This window comes from Bradyrhizobium sp. U531 (genome assembly GCF_051710265.1).
In the GTDB taxonomy this organism is placed as follows: Bacteria; Pseudomonadota; Alphaproteobacteria; order Rhizobiales; family Xanthobacteraceae; genus Bradyrhizobium.
Genome location: NZ_JASVEN010000001.1, coordinates 253,516 through 268,724 on the forward strand (window position 1 = coordinate 253,516; position 15,209 = coordinate 268,724).

The 15,209-nt window shown below is 64.3% G+C and carries 17 protein-coding genes; 13 read left to right on the top strand and 4 right to left on the bottom strand.

Annotation, left to right across the window (positions count from 1 at the left end; translation table 11 throughout):
• Nucleotides 1-21: 21 nt before the first annotated feature.
• A complete protein-coding gene (locus QRQ56_RS01170) occupies nucleotides 22-1,230 on the bottom strand; it encodes a diguanylate cyclase domain-containing protein (protein ID WP_438737004.1) in 1,209 nt (402 codons plus the stop codon).
• 157 nt (nucleotides 1,231-1,387) lie between these two features.
• Nucleotides 1,388-2,056: a TetR/AcrR family transcriptional regulator gene (locus QRQ56_RS01175; protein WP_438740040.1), complete on the bottom strand. Its 669-nt coding sequence runs from the start codon at nucleotides 2,054-2,056 to the stop codon at nucleotides 1,388-1,390.
• A 247-nt stretch (nucleotides 2,057-2,303) separates the two neighbouring features.
• On the opposite strand from QRQ56_RS01175, the gene QRQ56_RS01180 reads away from it, so the two are divergent.
• The 8 genes from QRQ56_RS01180 (at nucleotide 2,304) to QRQ56_RS01215 (ending at nucleotide 9,508) form a co-directional block, all read left to right on the top strand.
• On the top strand, nucleotides 2,304-2,846 hold the full coding sequence (locus QRQ56_RS01180) for an OsmC family protein (protein WP_438737006.1): 543 nt from the start codon (nucleotides 2,304-2,306) through the stop codon (nucleotides 2,844-2,846).
• A gap of 33 nt (nucleotides 2,847-2,879) precedes the next feature.
• Complete coding sequence (locus QRQ56_RS01185) at nucleotides 2,880-3,992, top strand: acyl-CoA dehydrogenase family protein (protein ID WP_438737009.1); 1,113 nt, start codon at nucleotides 2,880-2,882, stop codon at nucleotides 3,990-3,992.
• Between the two features lie 51 nt (nucleotides 3,993-4,043).
• Entirely contained in the window at nucleotides 4,044-4,922 is an 879-nt protein-coding gene (locus QRQ56_RS01190) for a sulfurtransferase (RefSeq protein ID WP_438737010.1), read from the top strand.
• A gap of 118 nt (nucleotides 4,923-5,040) precedes the next feature.
• Nucleotides 5,041-6,423, top strand: coding sequence for a CmpA/NrtA family ABC transporter substrate-binding protein (locus QRQ56_RS01195; protein WP_438737011.1), 1,383 nt, complete (start codon nucleotides 5,041-5,043; stop codon nucleotides 6,421-6,423).
• Between the two features lie 172 nt (nucleotides 6,424-6,595).
• The gene (gene ntrB, locus QRQ56_RS01200; RefSeq protein WP_438737013.1) at nucleotides 6,596-7,435 is read left to right on the top strand and encodes a nitrate ABC transporter permease; all 840 of its coding nucleotides are present in this window, start codon (nucleotides 6,596-6,598) and stop codon (nucleotides 7,433-7,435) included.
• Between the two features lie 153 nt (nucleotides 7,436-7,588).
• A complete protein-coding gene (locus QRQ56_RS01205) occupies nucleotides 7,589-8,512 on the top strand; it encodes an ABC transporter ATP-binding protein (RefSeq protein WP_438737014.1) in 924 nt (307 codons plus the stop codon).
• Between the two features lie 15 nt (nucleotides 8,513-8,527).
• Entirely contained in the window at nucleotides 8,528-9,016 is a 489-nt protein-coding gene (gene cynS / locus QRQ56_RS01210) for a cyanase (RefSeq protein ID WP_142251064.1), read from the top strand.
• Nucleotides 9,017-9,127: 111 nt separating this feature from the next.
• Nucleotides 9,128-9,508, top strand: a complete 381-nt coding sequence (locus tag QRQ56_RS01215) for a hypothetical protein (protein ID WP_438737015.1) — start codon at nucleotides 9,128-9,130, stop codon at nucleotides 9,506-9,508.
• Nucleotides 9,509-9,522: 14 nt separating this feature from the next.
• On the opposite strand, the gene QRQ56_RS01220 is transcribed toward QRQ56_RS01215, so the two are convergent.
• A complete protein-coding gene (locus QRQ56_RS01220; protein WP_438737016.1) occupies nucleotides 9,523-9,846 on the bottom strand; it encodes a DUF1476 domain-containing protein in 324 nt (107 codons plus the stop codon).
• A gap of 333 nt (nucleotides 9,847-10,179) precedes the next feature.
• Between QRQ56_RS01220 and purC the strand changes: the two genes are divergently transcribed.
• Both purC and purS read left to right on the top strand, forming a co-directional pair.
• On the top strand, nucleotides 10,180-10,947 hold the full coding sequence (gene purC, locus QRQ56_RS01225; RefSeq protein WP_173015815.1) for a phosphoribosylaminoimidazolesuccinocarboxamide synthase: 768 nt from the start codon (nucleotides 10,180-10,182) through the stop codon (nucleotides 10,945-10,947).
• A gap of 13 nt (nucleotides 10,948-10,960) precedes the next feature.
• Nucleotides 10,961-11,203, top strand: a complete 243-nt coding sequence (gene purS, locus QRQ56_RS01230) for a phosphoribosylformylglycinamidine synthase subunit PurS (RefSeq protein ID WP_438737017.1) — start codon at nucleotides 10,961-10,963, stop codon at nucleotides 11,201-11,203.
• A 155-nt stretch (nucleotides 11,204-11,358) separates the two neighbouring features.
• Here purS and corA read toward each other — a convergent pair whose 3' ends face one another.
• Complete coding sequence (gene corA, locus QRQ56_RS01235; protein ID WP_438737018.1) at nucleotides 11,359-12,375, bottom strand: magnesium/cobalt transporter CorA; 1,017 nt, start codon at nucleotides 12,373-12,375, stop codon at nucleotides 11,359-11,361.
• A 164-nt stretch (nucleotides 12,376-12,539) separates the two neighbouring features.
• On the opposite strand from corA, the gene purQ reads away from it, so the two are divergent.
• From purQ to QRQ56_RS01250, 3 genes are all read left to right on the top strand, one after another.
• Nucleotides 12,540-13,241 carry a phosphoribosylformylglycinamidine synthase subunit PurQ gene (purQ, locus tag QRQ56_RS01240; protein WP_438737020.1) on the top strand — a complete coding sequence of 234 codons (702 nt, stop codon included), beginning with the start codon at nucleotides 12,540-12,542 and terminating at the stop codon, nucleotides 13,239-13,241.
• Entirely contained in the window at nucleotides 13,238-14,224 is a 987-nt protein-coding gene (locus QRQ56_RS01245) for a tripartite tricarboxylate transporter substrate binding protein BugD (protein ID WP_438737021.1), read from the top strand. Before purQ ends, QRQ56_RS01245 begins: the two co-directional genes overlap by 4 nt.
• Nucleotides 14,225-14,418: 194 nt before the next feature.
• Complete coding sequence (locus QRQ56_RS01250; RefSeq protein WP_438737023.1) at nucleotides 14,419-15,156, top strand: tetratricopeptide repeat protein; 738 nt, start codon at nucleotides 14,419-14,421, stop codon at nucleotides 15,154-15,156.
• The last annotated feature ends 53 nt before the right edge of the window (nucleotides 15,157-15,209 follow it).

The following is a 15,209-nucleotide window of genomic DNA, read 5'->3' on the forward strand; positions in this document are numbered from 1 at the left end:
CGGAGCGCACTTCGTACCGCATCAGGCCGCGCTTGCGACCTTGTCCGTCGGGCTGCCCTGCTGAAGGCGGTGCAACGCCGCGAGGTTGGTCTCGATCGACGCCAGGCAGCAACGCGACTTGCCGCCCGACTTCGCCTGGTAAAGCGCGGCATCGGCGACAGCGAGCAATCCGGCGACGTCGGCGCCGTGATCCGGTGACAGCGCAATGCCGACGCTGGCGCCGATGCAGGCGTGCATCTCGCCACTGAGCTCATAGGACAGTGCGACCTCGCTGATGAGGCGATGTCCCGTCTGCTGTGCCATCTCCGCAGTGACGCCGTCGAGGAGCACCACGAATTCGTCGCCGCCCATCCGGGCGACCGATGCGTCAGCAGGCAGCATCCGGCGCACGCGCGCGGCCACCGCTTTCAGCACCGCGTCCCCCGCCGCGTGTCCGAACGTGTCGTTGATCGGCTTGAAATTGTCGAGGTCGAAGAACATCACCGCGAACGGCCGCTCGGCGTGCTTGGCAAGCCGGCTGCCGAGCACCTCGACGAAGCCGGCGCGATTGAGCAGGCCCGTGAGGGCGTCGTGATGGGCGCGATGGCTGTTCTCGCGCTCGGCGCGCATGGTGGTGACCAGCATCCGGTTGAGACGGAAAGCCGCGGCCGTCATCGCGGCCAGATACATCGGTACCTGGAGGAAGACGATGTAGAACAGCGGCTCGCCCGCGAGTGCGGCGCCGGGGACGATGGGACCGAGGCTCAACAGGATCATGGTCCCGGCCAGCCTCGGCGCGCCGAAATTGCGGAAGCAGATGCCGCCGACCATCGCCGCCGCCGATAACGACGCCAGCATGGCAACGACCCAGTCGCCGCTGGCAAGGCTGACAATGGCGCCAAATCCGACGCTGGCGCTCCAGGCGACTGCGAGCAGGAGATGAAGATCGGTCGGCGTCGGTCGTTGCAGGCGCGCCGCGCGATGCGCGCTCACGAGCACGACGAGACGGGCGAGGCAGATCGCGATCTCCATCACCAGCCAGATCACGAACGGCGCGGTCTGCTTGCGGCCGGCGATCACGGCGGCAACGGCGATCGTGTTGACTGCGCCGGCGGCAAAGACCGGCAGCGATCCATAGAGCTGGGCGATCAGGGCGGCCCGGATATCGCCGGGCACACCTGGCCCCGGCTCGGCGAGCCAGCGCGTCAGGCGCCAGCGCGGCGTGCTGTAGAGTCCCCTGTTCGATTGCATTGTCGACCGTCCCCGCATTCCGGGCGCCAACAACGATGACCGCTCCTAACAGCCTTTTAAGGCAGCCAGGGATCGCCGGCCGTGCTTGACACAAAGTAAATCGACGCAAGCGAGACCGCGGACGTGCAGGAAGATGCGGTTTGGTGCAAGTGCGAGGTCACACCGCTTCGAGCTGGTCTGCGCCACGCTTCTTCTTCGGCTTCGATTGGCCGAGCAGGGGACCGGCCGTCAGCGCCGCCGTATCGGCCACGGCGGGATCACGCGAGATCATCGCGGCGACGATCGCGCCGTCGATCAGGAGGCCGAGCTGATGGGCGAGCACCACGGGCTCGCTCGAGCCGAGCTCGCCGGCGAGCTTCTCGATGTGGCCGAGCACGATCTTCTTGTGCTTCAGCGCGATGTTGCGGAATTGCTTGGCGTCCTTGTCGTGCTCGCCGACGGCGTTGATGAAGGGACAGCCGTAGAAGCGCTCTTCGGCAAACCAGCTCTTCAGTGCTGGGAAGATGCGCGTCAGCTTGGCCTGCGCATCGCCGCCACCTTGCTCCATGGCGCCGATGAACCATTCGCGCCACTGCTTGCCTTCGCTCTCCAGCACGGCGTTGACGAGATTGGTCTTGGAGCCGAACAGCTTGTAGAGCGTGGTCTTCGCGGTGCCGGCTTCCTCGATGATCGCATCGATGCCGGTGGCGTTGATGCCGTTCTTGCAGAACAGGTGCGAGGCGGCGCTGAGCAGGCGACCGTGCGCGGATTCGTCGTCGCCGGCGCCTGCGTGCGGCGAGCCTGAATTCTTCTTCGATGACGTCTTGTGCAACAAGTGCTTGGCCATAAGCGCCAACTTAATCGCAGCCACGCGGTATCATCAAGCCGCATCTGTCCCGCGCCGAAAAGATTCGCAGCGCAATGCGCATCTGCATCGCCTTTGAGCAATGCGCGACTGATCAATCCGCAGGCGGCGACGCTTAAGCGGCTCCAATGCCTCGCATTTTGTTTTCGGCCCGTTCTGGCACGCTCCATGCAAGGAAACAGACCGTTCGGTATCCTGCCGCGTTCTGCGGCTTGCCAGGGAGAAGAAGATGACTGCCGTCGTTCAGAAGACAGTGCTGACGGGGTGCCTCGCGCCCATCGACAAGAACGGGCTCGAGCAACTGATTGCCAATGGCAAGGCCAATCCGAAGGTCATCAAGACCTTGAAGTGCAAGACGGTCGCGGAAGGCAAGTTCCGCCATGCCAACTACATCCGCAATCTGCAGCCTTATATCGTCGACGAGCCGCCGGGCCTTTTGGGCGACGACACCGCGCCCAATCCGTCGGAAGCCTCGCTCGCCGCGCTCGGCTCCTGTCTTGCGGTCGGTCTGCATGCCAATGCCGTGCATCGCGGCTGGATCGTCAACAAGCTCGAGCTGGAGCTCGAAGGCGACCTTAACATCACCGCCGTGTGGGGCACCGGCGACACCTCCGACAAGCCGGTCGGCTTCACCGATGTCCGCGTCAAGGTCGACATGGAATGCGAAGGCGTCTCGGCGGACGAGATCAACGCGCTGGTCGCTCATGTGAAGCAATGGTCGCCGGTCGCCAACACGTTCACCCGCCCGGTGAATCTCGAGGTGGGCATCTAGCCGACGGCAACCAGGAAGGTGCGGGAGACGATCATGGGTTCACTGGCTTTATCGCGGGCCGACGTTCTGGATCAGCCCGCACCGTCCATCGCGGGCGAGGTGGCGCGGATCGCGCGCGAGCAGCTCGCGCCGCTCGCCACCGGCATCGACGAGGGGACGGTCTATCCGGCCGAGGTGCTGCGCAAATTCGGCGCGGTCGGGGCCTGGGGCAGTCACGTGCCTCACGAGGGTCCGGCCGATCTGCGCTGCGCCATCCAGGCGATGGCCGAGATCGGCCAGGTCTGCGGCGGCACGGCGTTCATGGCCTGGTGCCAGAACACGCTGGTCTGGTACGCCGCCAACTCCACCAATCTGAAGCTCGCCAAACGATTTGGCGACGCATTCTCGACCGGACGCGTGCTCGGCGGCACCGGCCTCTCCAATCCGATGAAGAGCTTCTTCGGCATCGAGAAATTGAAGCTGAAGGGCAAGAAGGTCGAGGGTGGCTACATCGTGCGCGGTGCGCTGCCCTGGGTCTCCAATCTCGGCCCCGACCACTATTTCGGCACGATCTTCGAGCGCGAGGACGACCAGGGCACGGTGATGTTCCTCGCTGATTGCTCGGACCCAGCGATCACGCTGACGCCATGCAAGCCGTTCCTCGCCATGGACGGCACCGGCACCTACGGCGTCCAGTTCCGCGATGTCTTCGTGCCGGACGAGCTGATCCTCGCCGATCCCGCCGGTCCCTTCGTCAAGAAGATCCGCGCCGGATTCATCCTGCTGCAGGCCGGCATGGCGCTCGGCCTGATCAAGGACTGCATCAACATCATGGACGAAGTCGATGCGCCCCTCGGGCACATCAACCGCTATCTGCCGCAGCAGCCGGTGGATTTCCGCGATCTCGCCGCCGAGCTCGAAGCGGAGACCATGGCGCTGGCGCGCGATCCCTACAACGAGGAGGAAACCTACTGGCGCAAGGTGGTCGCGCTCAGGCTTCGCGCCGGCGAGGCCAGCGTCGCGGCGGCCCATGCGGCGATGCTGCACTGTGGCGCGCGCGGTTACCTGAAGAGCCATCGCGCGCAGCGGCGCATGCGCGAGGCCTATTTCGTCGCGATCGTCACGCCGGCCACCAAGCAGCTGCGCAAGATGCTCGCGGAGTCCTGAGCTTACCAAGTCCACCCAGAAGACCCCCCAACCTCAACGGAGAGGCTGCCAATGACGGACGTTCTGATTTCTGCCAGCGAACTTGCCGATCTCTTGAAGCTCGAGCCCTGTGTCGTGATCGACACCCGCAACCCCGACGCCTACGCCGCCGGGCACCTGCCCAATGCCGTGAACGTGCACGAGATCTTCACGTTCCTCGCGACCTCGACGCCCGAGGGCATCAGCGAATTGAAGACCAAATTCGCCGACGCCTTCGGCGCTGCCGGTCTCTCCGGCAAGGAGACGGCCGTAATCTACGAGCAGTCGATGAACTCCGGCTTCGGCCAGTCGTGCCGCGGCTACTATCTCCTCACCATGCTCGGCTATCCCAAGGTGAAGGTGCTGCATGGCGGCTTCGACGCCTGGTCCGCCGCGGGCCTGCCGGTGACGAAGGATGTGCCGACGCCGGCCAAAGCTTCGTTCGGAATCGTGCCGGAAGCCGGCGAGATCCTGATCGACGCCAAGACCATGCTCGGCGCGGTCGGCAAGCCCGGCATCGCCATTCTCGACGTGCGCGACGTCGACGAGTGGATCGGCGACAGCTCCTCGCCCTACGGCAAGGATTTCTGCCCGCGCAAGGGCCGCATCCCCGGCGCGGTGTGGCTGGAATGGTACCGCATGATGAAGCCCACCGCCGAAGGGCCCCGCTTCAAATCCAAGGACGAGATTTTGGCGGAATGCGCCACCGTCGGCATCTCGACGACCACGCCGGTTTATCTCTACTGCTTCAAGGGCGCGCGAGCCTCGAACACCTTCCTGGCGCTGAAGAACGCCGGCGTGAAGGACGTGCGGATGTATTTCGGCTCCTGGAACGAATGGTCGCGCGATCCGTCGCTGCCGATTGAGCAGGGGCTGCCTGTCGCTGCCCAGGTAACAGGCAAGGCGGCATAGAACCTGCATGTTTCCGGTGGCCCGGCTGCGCAAGGCGTAGCCGGGCCACGATGGAATTTTGAGCCGACGCGGCGGACAACGGCGTCCGCCGCGCGGTGTGACAAAGGGGCGCAGCAGCATGTCCACGTTCGACAATCCGTTCGATGCAGACCGCAATCTTCAGCCGGGGTGTGTCTGCGGCCAGCACCGTTCCGCCCTCGAGCACGAGCAGGCGGCGCCGGCACTGCGCTGCGAGCCCGTGGAGAGCGAGGAAAAGCGCTACGAGGGCGTCGTCGCCTCGGCGGTGATGCGCGCGATGTTTCCGCAGGATGTGGCGCGACGTGCCTTCCTGAAGTCGGTCGGCGCCTCGACCGCGCTGGCCGCGCTGTCGCAATTCTTCCCGCTCAAGACCGCGACCGAAGTGTTTGCGCAGACCGGTGCGCCCGAGAAGAAGGACCTCAAGGTCGGCTTCATCCCGATCACCTGCGCCACGCCCATCATCATGGCGGCGCCGATGGGATTTTACGCGAAGCACGGTCTCAACGTCGAGGTGGTCAAGACCGCCGGCTGGGCCGTGATCCGCGACAAGACCATCAACAAGGAATACGACGCCGCGCACATGTTGGCGCCGATGCCGATCGCGATCTCGCTGGGCCTCGGTGCCAATGCCATTCCCTTCACAGTTCCCGCGATCGAGAACATCAACGGGCAAGGCATCGTGCTGGCGGCCAAGCACAAGGACAAGCGCGACCCGAAGGATTGGAAGGGGCTGAAGTTCGCCATTCCCTTCGATTATTCCATGCACAATTACCTGCTGCGCTACTATCTGGCGGAGCACGGGATCGACCCTGACACCGACGTGCAACTGCGCTCGGTGCCGCCGCCGGAGATGGTCGCCAATTTGCGCGCCGACAACATCGACGGCTTCCTTGCGCCGGACAACATCTGCCAGCGCGCGATCTATGACGGCGTCGGCTTCATGCATCTGTTGTCCAAGGAGATCTGGGACGGCCATCCCTGCTGCAGCTTCGCCGCCAGCCGCGAATTCATCACGGCGGCGCCGAACTCCTTTGCGGCGCTGACGCGCGCCATCGTCGATGCCACCGCCTATGCCTCGAAGGCCGAGAACCGCAAGCAGATCGCGGAGGCCATCGCGCCGGCCAACTACATCAACGCGCCGGTCACGGTGCTGGAGCAGGTTTTGACCGGCACCTATGCCGACGGCCTCGGCGGCGTGAAGACCGACGCCAAACGCGTCGATTTCGATCCATTCCCCTGGCAGTCCTTCGCGGTCTGGATGCTGACGCAGATGAAGCGCTGGGGCCAGATCAAGGGCGACGTCGACTACAAGGCGGTCGCCGAGCAGGTGTATCTGGCCACCGACACCAAGAAGCTGATGACCGAGATGGGCCTGTCGCCGCCGGCGAGCAGCTACAAGTCGTTCGCCGTGATGGGCAAGACATTCGATCCGGCCAAGCCGGAGGATTATGTGGCGAGCTTCAAGATCAGGAAGTCGTCGTGATGTTCTCCGCTCTCTTGTCCCGGGCGCGGCGCAGCGCGAAGCGGTGCGACGCAGAACCGGGACCCATGCGGCCCGACTGGGTCCCGGCTCTGCGAAGCAGCACATCGGACGATGCTACGCATCGCCGAGAGTGCTGCATCGCGTCCGGGACACAGGCAGCGGGTCTCGCACCATGACCACCTCCCTCCGTCTCCGTGCCGGCCTCGTCTCCATCGTGCTGCTCGCCGCGTTCCTCGGCGTCTGGCATCTGGCGACGCGCTCGACCGGCACCACCGCGGCGATGAGCCCGGAATACGCCAAGCTGATGGGGCTGACCGCGACGCAGGGCAAATCGGCGATGCCCGGGCCGCTCGATGTCGGTGCCAAGCTGTGGGAGCATTTGAGGCGGCCGTTCTACGACAACGGACCCAACGACAAGGGGCTCGGCATCCAGCTCGGCTATTCCATCGCGCGCGTCGGCACCGGCTATCTGCTCGCGGTGCTGGTTGCGATCCCGCTCGGCTTCCTGATCGGCATGTCGCCACTGCTCAGCAAGGCGCTCGATCCGTTCATCCAGGTCCTGAAGCCGATCTCGCCGCTGGCCTGGATGCCGCTCGCGCTCTACACCATCAAGGATTCCTCGATCTCGGCGATCTTCGTCATCTTCATCTGCTCGATCTGGCCGATGCTGCTCAACACCGTGTTCGGCGTCGCCAGCGTGCGCAAGGAGTGGATCAACGTCGCGCGGACGCTGGAGGTCGGCACGTTGAGGCGCGCCTTCACCGTGATCCTGCCCGCGGCGGCGCCGACGATCCTGACCGGCATGCGGATTTCGATCGGCATCGCCTGGCTCGTGATCGTCGCGGCCGAGATGCTGGTCGGCGGCACCGGCATCGGCTATTTCGTCTGGAACGAGTGGAATAACCTCTCCATCACCAACGTCATCATCGCGATCCTCCTGATCGGGGTCGTCGGCATGCTGCTCGACCAGATCCTCGCGCGCTTCACGCGCATGGTCACGTTTCCGGAGTAGGGCGGTGGGTTCAATGATCATCACTCTCGTGTCCCGGGCGCACTGCGGTGCAAAGCACCGCTGTGCAGAACCGGGACCCAGTCCGGCAGCGTGGGTCCCGGTTCTGCACCGCGTCACTTCGTGCCGCAGTGCGCCCCGGACACGAGACCTGACATGACCGACAAATTCGTCTCCATCGAAGGCATCGCCAAGCGCTATCCCGGCGCGGGCGGTGCGATGACGACCATCTTCGAGAATCTCTGGCTGTCGATGGCGCGCGGTGAGTTCGCTTGCGTGATCGGCCATTCCGGTTGCGGCAAGACCACGGTGCTCAACATCCTCGCCGGCCTCGATGTGCCGAGCGAGGGCGCCGTCATCGTCGACGGGCAGGCGATTTCCGGCACCAGCCTCGACCGGGCCGTGATCTTCCAGAGCCACGCGCTGCTGCCCTGGCGCACCGTTCTCGGCAACGTCGCCTACGCCGTGAGCTCGAAATGGCGGAGTTGGGACCGCGCCAAGGTGAGGGCGCATGCGCAGGAGTTCATCGACCTCGTCGGCCTCACCGGCTCCGAGCACAAGCGCCCGTCGGAATTGTCCGGTGGCATGAAGCAGCGCGTCGGCATCGCGCGGGCGCTGTCGATCACGCCCAAGATGATGCTGATGGACGAGCCGTTCTCGGCGCTGGACGCGCTGACGCGCGGCACGCTGCAGGACGAGGTCCGGCGCATTTGCCTCGAGACCGGGCAGACCGCCTTCATGATCACGCATGACGTCGACGAGGCGATCTATCTCGCCGACAAGATCTTCCTGATGACCAACGGCCCCGGCGCCGTGCTGGCGGAGGTCGTCGAGAACCCGCTGCCCAGGGATCGCGGCCGCACCGATCTGCACCGCCATCCGCTCTATTATGCGCTGCGCAACCACATCGTCGATTTCCTGGTGACGCGCAGCAAGACTTTTGCCGCCGAGACGCCGGGACACGATCCACGCAATGTGCCGGTGATACATATCGGCAAGCCGGGACTCACAATCGCATCAAACGGTGAAGAGCCACGACAGACCTGGATGCCGGGGACAAATCCCGGATTGAGTGCCTAACAAGGAGACGCCAACATGAAACGCGAAGACCTCACCGAGAAGCTGCTCGACATCAAGCGCGAGAAGGGATGGAGCTGGAAGCACATCTGCGAGAAGATCGGCGGCTATTCCGAGGTGCTCATCGTCGGGGCGATCCTCGGCCAGATGAAGCTGACGAAGCCGCAAGCCGCCAATGCTGGCGAGCTGTTCGGCCTGTCTAAGGCGGAAGTCGCGATGCTCAACGAGGTGCCGATGCGCGGCACCGGCACGCCGATGCCGCCGACCGATCCGCTGATCTATCGCTTCTACGAGATGGTGATGGTGAATGGTCCGGCCTGGAAGGCGCTGATCGAGGAAGAATTCGGCGACGGCATCATGTCGGCGATCGACTTCGACATGGCTATGGAACGCGTCGCCAATCCGAAGGGCGACCGCGTCAAGATCACCATGAGCGGCAAGTTCCTGCCGTACAAATATTACGGTGCCAGCGGCAATGTGCCGGAATACGGCTTCAAGGAGGAGTGAGGCGGTTAACCGGTGGTGAAGCGACGCCCCGCTGTTTGCGCTCCAGAGTTTGCCTGATCGCAACCTCTGAGAGCTAGCAACGAGGCGTCACTTCAACCACAGGTAAATGCAATGAAAATTCGCTCGCTCCTGGTTTCCGCAGGCACTGGCCTGCTGGTCATGACTGCTTCCGCCATGGCCCAGTCGCTCGGCCGCGTCGAACAGGGCGGTGGTGGTTTACGACAGGACGGACCGGTCCGTGTGCAGACGTCGATCAACTTCTTTGTCGCCGGTCCGAGCGGAGACAGCGAGGAGGCCCAGAAGCTGCGGGAACGCGCGCGCCGCACGGTTTACGAGATGGCGGCGCGCGAATGCGATGTCCTGCGGGAGGTGCTCGCCCGCGATTGCCGGATGGAGTCGGTCAACACCAACGTCAACCGGCAATTCGGGCCCCAACAAACCGAGGGCTTCAATATCAGCGGCTCGATGAGCTTTCAGATCACGCTGAAATAGAAGCAGGGGCGGGATTATTTCCCCGCCTTCACCTCGGCGGCGGCAACCGCCAGCAATTCGCTCATCTTGGCGCGAATCGCCTGTTCGGTGACGGCGACGTTCTTGGCGGCGAAATCGGCCGAAACCTTGCGCAGGACGTCGGCATCGCCGGCTTCCTCGAAATCGGCTGCGACCACCTCCTTGGCATAGGCCGTGGCGGCATCGCCCGACATGCCGAGCTTCTCGGCGGCCCAGAGCCCCAGCAGCCGGTTGCGGCGGGCCTCTGCCTTGAATTTCTGCTCCTCGTCGAGGGCAAACTTCTTCTCAAAGCCTTCCTCGCGCTTGTTGATCTCGCTCATGCCTGTTGCATTTCCCTGCTGATTGGACCCGGCGTGCCCTCGTTGCGAGGACCCCGGTGCATGCCTAGATAAGGAGCACGAATCGGCAAAACAACGAGCCGTTAAGCCGCAGGGCAAGACGGTATAAGTTGGCGCCGGACGGCCGGATCGATTGTGCTGGGACAGCCAATCGGATAGGTTGCCTAAAGGCTTGGTTCCCGTTTTGTTTCCTCAGGTTTTCCCGGGGGTATGGATCGGTTCCCAGCCGTTCACGGCAGCTCCGCTGTGGGTCGTAATCCTAGTCAACCGGAGCACACCAAATTCATGGATTTCAACAAAACACGGTACATCCCAATGAGCCGTCGGCGTCGCATTTATGAAGGCAAGGCAAAGGTTCTGTATGAAGGCCCGGAGCCCGGTACCCTGATCCAGCACTTCAAGGATGACGCCACCGCGTTCAATGCGAAGAAGCATCAGGTGATCGAGGGCAAGGGTGTCCTCAACAACCGGATCTCGGAGTACCTGTTTCAGCACCTCAACGACATCGGGGTGCCGACCCACTTCATCCGCCGTCTCAACATGCGCGAGCAGTTGATTCGCGAAGTCGAGATCGTGCCGCTGGAAGTGGTGGTGCGGAACGTTGCCGCCGGCTCGCTGTCGCAGCGCCTCGGCATCGAGGAGGGCACCCAGCTGCCCCGTTCGATCATCGAATTCTATTACAAGAACGACCAGCTCAACGACCCCATGGTGTCGGAAGAGCACATCACGGCGTTCGGCTGGGCCACGCCCCAGGAGATCGACGACATCATGGCGCTCGCCATCCGCGTCAACGATTTCCTCACCGGCCTCTTCCTCGGGATCGGCATCCGCCTCGTCGATTTCAAGATGGAGTGCGGGCGCCTGTTCGAGAACGAGATGATGCGCATCATCGTCGCCGACGAGATCTCGCCGGATAGCTGCCGTCTGTGGGACATCAAGTCGAACGAGAAGCTCGACAAGGACCGTTTCCGCAGGGATCTCGGCGGCCTGCTCGAGGCTTACACGGAAGTCGCAAAGCGCCTCGGCATCCTCATGGAGAACGAGCGTCCGCAGGGCTCCGGCCCGGTGCTGGTGAAGAGCTGAAGAGGGTTTTGACGTGAAGGCACGTGTCACCGTTACCTTGAAGACGGGTATCCTCGATCCGCAGGGCAAGGCCATCGAAGGCGCGCTGAAGTCGCTCGGCGTCGACGGCGTCGCCAGCGTCCGTCAGGGCAAGGTGTTCGACATCGAACTCGCCGGCGCCGACAAGGCCAAGGCGGAAGCCGCGCTGAAGCAGGCCGCCGACAAGCTGCTGGCGAACACCGTGATCGAGAATTATCGGGTCGAGCTGATCGGCTAGGTCAGCCTGTTACAGAGCCTTGTAGCCCGGATGGAGCGTAGCGAAATCCGGGTTCGCTCTGCGGGCACTGTTCCGGATTGCGCGGAGCCTGTCATCGGGCGGCGCTTCGCGCCGACCCGTTGGCTCCATCCGGGCTACAAAGCTGGAGCGATTGCTCACAGCCACCCCGCCCGCCGAAACCGCCAATACAGCGCGCCGCAAGCCGTCAGCATCACGCCGAGCAGCATGAAATAGCCGTACTCCCATTCCAGCTCCGGCATGTGCTTGAAGTTCATGCCGTAGATGCCGGCGAGCGCGGTCGGGATCGCGATGATCGCGAGCCACGAGGCGAGCTTCTTAGACACCGCCGTCTCCTGCGCCTGGCCCACCAGCAGGCTTGCCTCGAAGGCGAAGGCCAGCACCTCGCGCATGGAATCGATGCGCTCCTGGATGTTGCGGACGTGGTCGGTGACGTCGCGGAACAGCGGCTGCATCGCCTGGCGCACCATCGACAGCTCGTCATGCTCCAGCCGGCGGCACACCTCCACCAGCGGTCCGATCGCGTTGCGCAGCCGCAACAGGTCGCGGCGCAGCATGTAGAGCCGTTCGATCTGCGCCTTGCTGATCGGCTTCGACAGCACGTCGTCCTCGATGCCCTCGACCTCGTCGTGAATGCTCTCGAGCACGGGTGAGTAATTGTCGACGATGAAATCGAGGATGGCGTAGAGGATGTAGTCCTCGCCGCGGGCGAGCGCCCGCGGGCAGCTCTCGCAGCGCTCGCGCACGGCCGTATAGGAGGTCGAGGCGCCGTGGCGGACCGTGACGAGATAGCCGTCGCCGATAAAGATATGGGTCTCGCCGAAGGCGATACGGCCCTCGATCAATTGCGCGGTGCGCGCGACGATGAACAGGGCCTCGCCATATTGCTCGATCTTGGGCCGCTGATGGGCGTGGTCGGCGTCCTCGATGGCGAGATCGTGCAGGTCGAATTGCTTCTGCACCGCGCCGAGCAGCGCCGTGTCCGGCTCGTGCAGCCCGATCCAGACCACGTGGCCGGGCTTGGCCCGCCAGCTCGAGGCCTCGCTGATGGCGATATTGGCGATGCGCCGGCCGTCGACATAGGCGCCGGCGGCCACGACGCCCTCAGTGGACACCGGCTCGGAATGGGACGTGGGCAGCGACGGGACATTCATGGCTCAAATCCCGGGCAAATCGGCTGGCCGATGCAGATGGCATGGCCTGTGTACAAGGCCGATCCGCAACGCTAGCACTGGTAAAATCCCCGTCAAATGGTTATGCCTCTTGACGAAATGGCCTGTCGGCCAGCCCGATTCCCAAGCCCGTCGGAACCCCTGCCATGAAAGCCGCCATTCTCGTCTTTCCCGGAATCAACCGCGAGCGCGACATGGCGCGTGCGCTGAGGCTGATCTCCGGCCACGAGCCGTCGATGGTGTGGCACGCCGAGACGTCGCTTCCTGCGGGAACCGATCTCGTGGTGGTGCCCGGCGGCTTCTCCTACGGCGATTACCTGCGCTGCGGCGCGATTGCCGCGCGGTCGCCGGTGATGGATGCGGTGCGCGACTATGCGGCCAAGGGCGGCCTCGTGCTCGGCGTCTGCAACGGCTTCCAGATCCTCTGCGAGTCCGGTCTGCTGCCGGGCATCCTGATGCGCAATTCGCGGCTGAAATTCATCTGCAAGGATGTTCACCTGCGGGTCGAGCGTTCGGATACGCCGTTCACGCGCGGCTACAATGCCGGCCAGGTCATTCGCGTGCCGGTCGCGCATGGCGAGGGCAATTATGCGGCCGACGAAGAGACGGTGAAGCGGTTGCTGGGTGAGGGCCGCGTGCTGTATCGCTATTGTTCTCCGGATGGCAGCGTCGACGATCAGTCCAACATCAACGGTGCTGCGCATTCGATCGCTGGCATCGTCAACGACAAGGGCAACGTGCTCGGCATGATGCCGCATCCGGAAAACCACGTCGAAGACATCATGGGCTGCACCGACGGCCGCGGCCTGTTCGCGGGCCTCACCCAGCATCTGGAAAAGGCCGCGTGATCGCGTTCGTGCTGAAGCGTTCGCTCGCCGCGCTCGCGGCGTTGTCGCTTGCGTCATTCTCGCTCGCGACGTCCGCGTTCGCGCAGGATTATCCCAAGCGTCCGATCACCATGATCGTGCCGTTCGCGGCCGGCGGCACCTCGGACGTGATCGCGCGTGCGGTGGCCGAGCAGATGGGCATCGCCCTCGGCCAGACCATCGTGATCGAGAACGTGGCGGGCGCCGGCGGCTCGACTGCGCTGGCGCGCGCCTCCCGCGCCGAACCCGACGGTTACACCATCGCAATCGGCAATGCCGGCACCAATGCCGCGACCTACACGATCTATCCGAAGCTGCCGTTCACGCCGGACTCCTTCGTGCCGATCGCCATGGTGGCGAAGACCTTCGGCATCATCGCGCTGCGCAAGGACTTTCCGGCGAAGGACCTCAAGGAGTTCATCGCCTACGCCAAGGCCAATCCGGGCAAGATCAATCTCGGCCATGCCGGCGTCGGCTCCTCGAACTATCTGATCTGCAAGAGCTTCGTCACGTCGGCGGGGATCGACGCGACGCTGGTCGGCTATCGCGGCGCTGCGCCTGCGCTCACCGACGCCGTCGGCAGCCAGATCGATGGCGTCTGCGACGCGGCCGCCTCGGTCTCGCAGTCGATCAACGAGAAGCTGGTGAAGGGCCTCGTGGTCGGCTCGACCGTGCGGCTCGCCACGCTGCCGGATCTGCCGACCTCCGCGGAGGCCGGCCTGCCCGAATTCGAGGCGCAGGGCTGGAACGGCCTGTTCGCGCCGAAGGGCACGCCTCCGGCCGTGATCGCCAAGCTGAATGCCGCCGCGCGCACCGCCGTGGAAACCGACGCGGTGAAGAAGCGGTTTGCCGACCTGTCGACCGTTGCCCCCGACCCTGACGAGCACACGCCCGACGTGCTGCAAAAGCTCGTGACGCGCGACGTCGAGAAATACCGGAAGATGCTGGCGGACGACGCCAAGTAATCTGCCGGGCCGTGCCCGCGGCTCCGTCCCTTCGTGAACCTGTATCGCGATCGCAGCGACTGATCGTTCGTCGCCATCAAGGCGCGCGCGACCGGGGTGTCGATTTTGTGCGGCGGACAGCAACTCAAAGTTGTTTTGCCGCGATCATTGTTGTATCCGGAATGCTCGCGCCTCATCGTGCTCCCGGATGTCACATGCCCGTTGCTCTCGTCGTTCTGCTGCTCGATATCACGCTGATCTATCACGCCTCCCGGACCGGGCGGCTGCAGCCCTGGGCCTTCATCATCCTGATGGTGCCGCTGATCGGCGCGCTCGCCTATATCGCGGTCGAGCTCCTTCCCGAATGGTTTTCCAGCCCCGGTGCGCGTCAGGCGCGCCAGCGTGTCGCCAATCGGCTCGATCCCGAGAAGCGCTATCGCGAGCTGTCCGACCTGCTGGCCGGCGCCGACACCATCGCCAACCGCGCGGCGCTGGCGGAGGAGTGCGCGAATATCGGCCGATTCGGCGAAGCGGAGGCGCATTACGACCACATTCTGAAGCTGCCCATGGGGCACGATCCCGCCTATGCGCTTCGCAAGGCGCAGGCGGAGTTTTCGGCCAAGCGTCCCGCTGACGCGCTCGCGACGCTGGACGAGCTTCAGAAGCAATGGCCGGACTTCGATTCCGCCGACGCGCATCTGCTCTATGCCCGCGCGCTTGCGGAGGTCGGGCGCCTCGACGAGGCGCTGGAGGAATATCACGCGCTCGCCGGCTACTTCCCCGGCGCCGAAGCGCGGGTGCGCTACGGCATGCTGCTGCAAACGGTCGGCCGCAGCGCCGAAGCCCGCATGGTCTTCAACGAACTCCTGATTCAGATGCGCCGCGCGCCGAAATATCTGCGCCAGGCCCAGGCCGAATGGCTGTCGATCGCCGAGAAGCAGATTTCGGCGTAAGTGGCGGCAGATTGGCCCGGTTCACCTCTCCCTACGGGAGAGGTGAACCGGGC

Excerpts from the sequence above, each read along its gene's own strand:
- QRQ56_RS01170 (WP_438737004.1), bottom strand. The coding sequence starts at position 1,230 with ATGCAATCGAACAGGGGACTCTACAGCACGCCGCGCTGGCGCCTGACG.
- QRQ56_RS01175 (WP_438740040.1), bottom strand. The coding sequence starts at position 2,056 with ATGGCCAAGCACTTGTTGCACAAGACGTCATCGAAGAAGAATTCAGGC.
- QRQ56_RS01180 (WP_438737006.1), top strand. The coding sequence starts at position 2,304 with ATGACTGCCGTCGTTCAGAAGACAGTGCTGACGGGGTGCCTCGCGCCC.
- QRQ56_RS01185 (WP_438737009.1), top strand. The coding sequence starts at position 2,880 with ATGGGTTCACTGGCTTTATCGCGGGCCGACGTTCTGGATCAGCCCGCA.
- QRQ56_RS01190 (WP_438737010.1), top strand. The coding sequence starts at position 4,044 with ATGACGGACGTTCTGATTTCTGCCAGCGAACTTGCCGATCTCTTGAAG.
- QRQ56_RS01195 (WP_438737011.1), top strand. The coding sequence starts at position 5,041 with ATGTCCACGTTCGACAATCCGTTCGATGCAGACCGCAATCTTCAGCCG.
- ntrB (WP_438737013.1), top strand. The coding sequence starts at position 6,596 with ATGACCACCTCCCTCCGTCTCCGTGCCGGCCTCGTCTCCATCGTGCTG.
- QRQ56_RS01205 (WP_438737014.1), top strand. The coding sequence starts at position 7,589 with ATGACCGACAAATTCGTCTCCATCGAAGGCATCGCCAAGCGCTATCCC.
- cynS (WP_142251064.1), top strand. The coding sequence starts at position 8,528 with ATGAAACGCGAAGACCTCACCGAGAAGCTGCTCGACATCAAGCGCGAG.
- QRQ56_RS01215 (WP_438737015.1), top strand. The coding sequence starts at position 9,128 with ATGAAAATTCGCTCGCTCCTGGTTTCCGCAGGCACTGGCCTGCTGGTC.
- QRQ56_RS01220 (WP_438737016.1), bottom strand. The coding sequence starts at position 9,846 with ATGAGCGAGATCAACAAGCGCGAGGAAGGCTTTGAGAAGAAGTTTGCC.
- purC (WP_173015815.1), top strand. The coding sequence starts at position 10,180 with ATGAGCCGTCGGCGTCGCATTTATGAAGGCAAGGCAAAGGTTCTGTAT.
- corA (WP_438737018.1), bottom strand. The coding sequence starts at position 12,375 with ATGAATGTCCCGTCGCTGCCCACGTCCCATTCCGAGCCGGTGTCCACT.
- purQ (WP_438737020.1), top strand. The coding sequence starts at position 12,540 with ATGAAAGCCGCCATTCTCGTCTTTCCCGGAATCAACCGCGAGCGCGAC.
- QRQ56_RS01250 (WP_438737023.1), top strand. The coding sequence starts at position 14,419 with ATGCCCGTTGCTCTCGTCGTTCTGCTGCTCGATATCACGCTGATCTAT.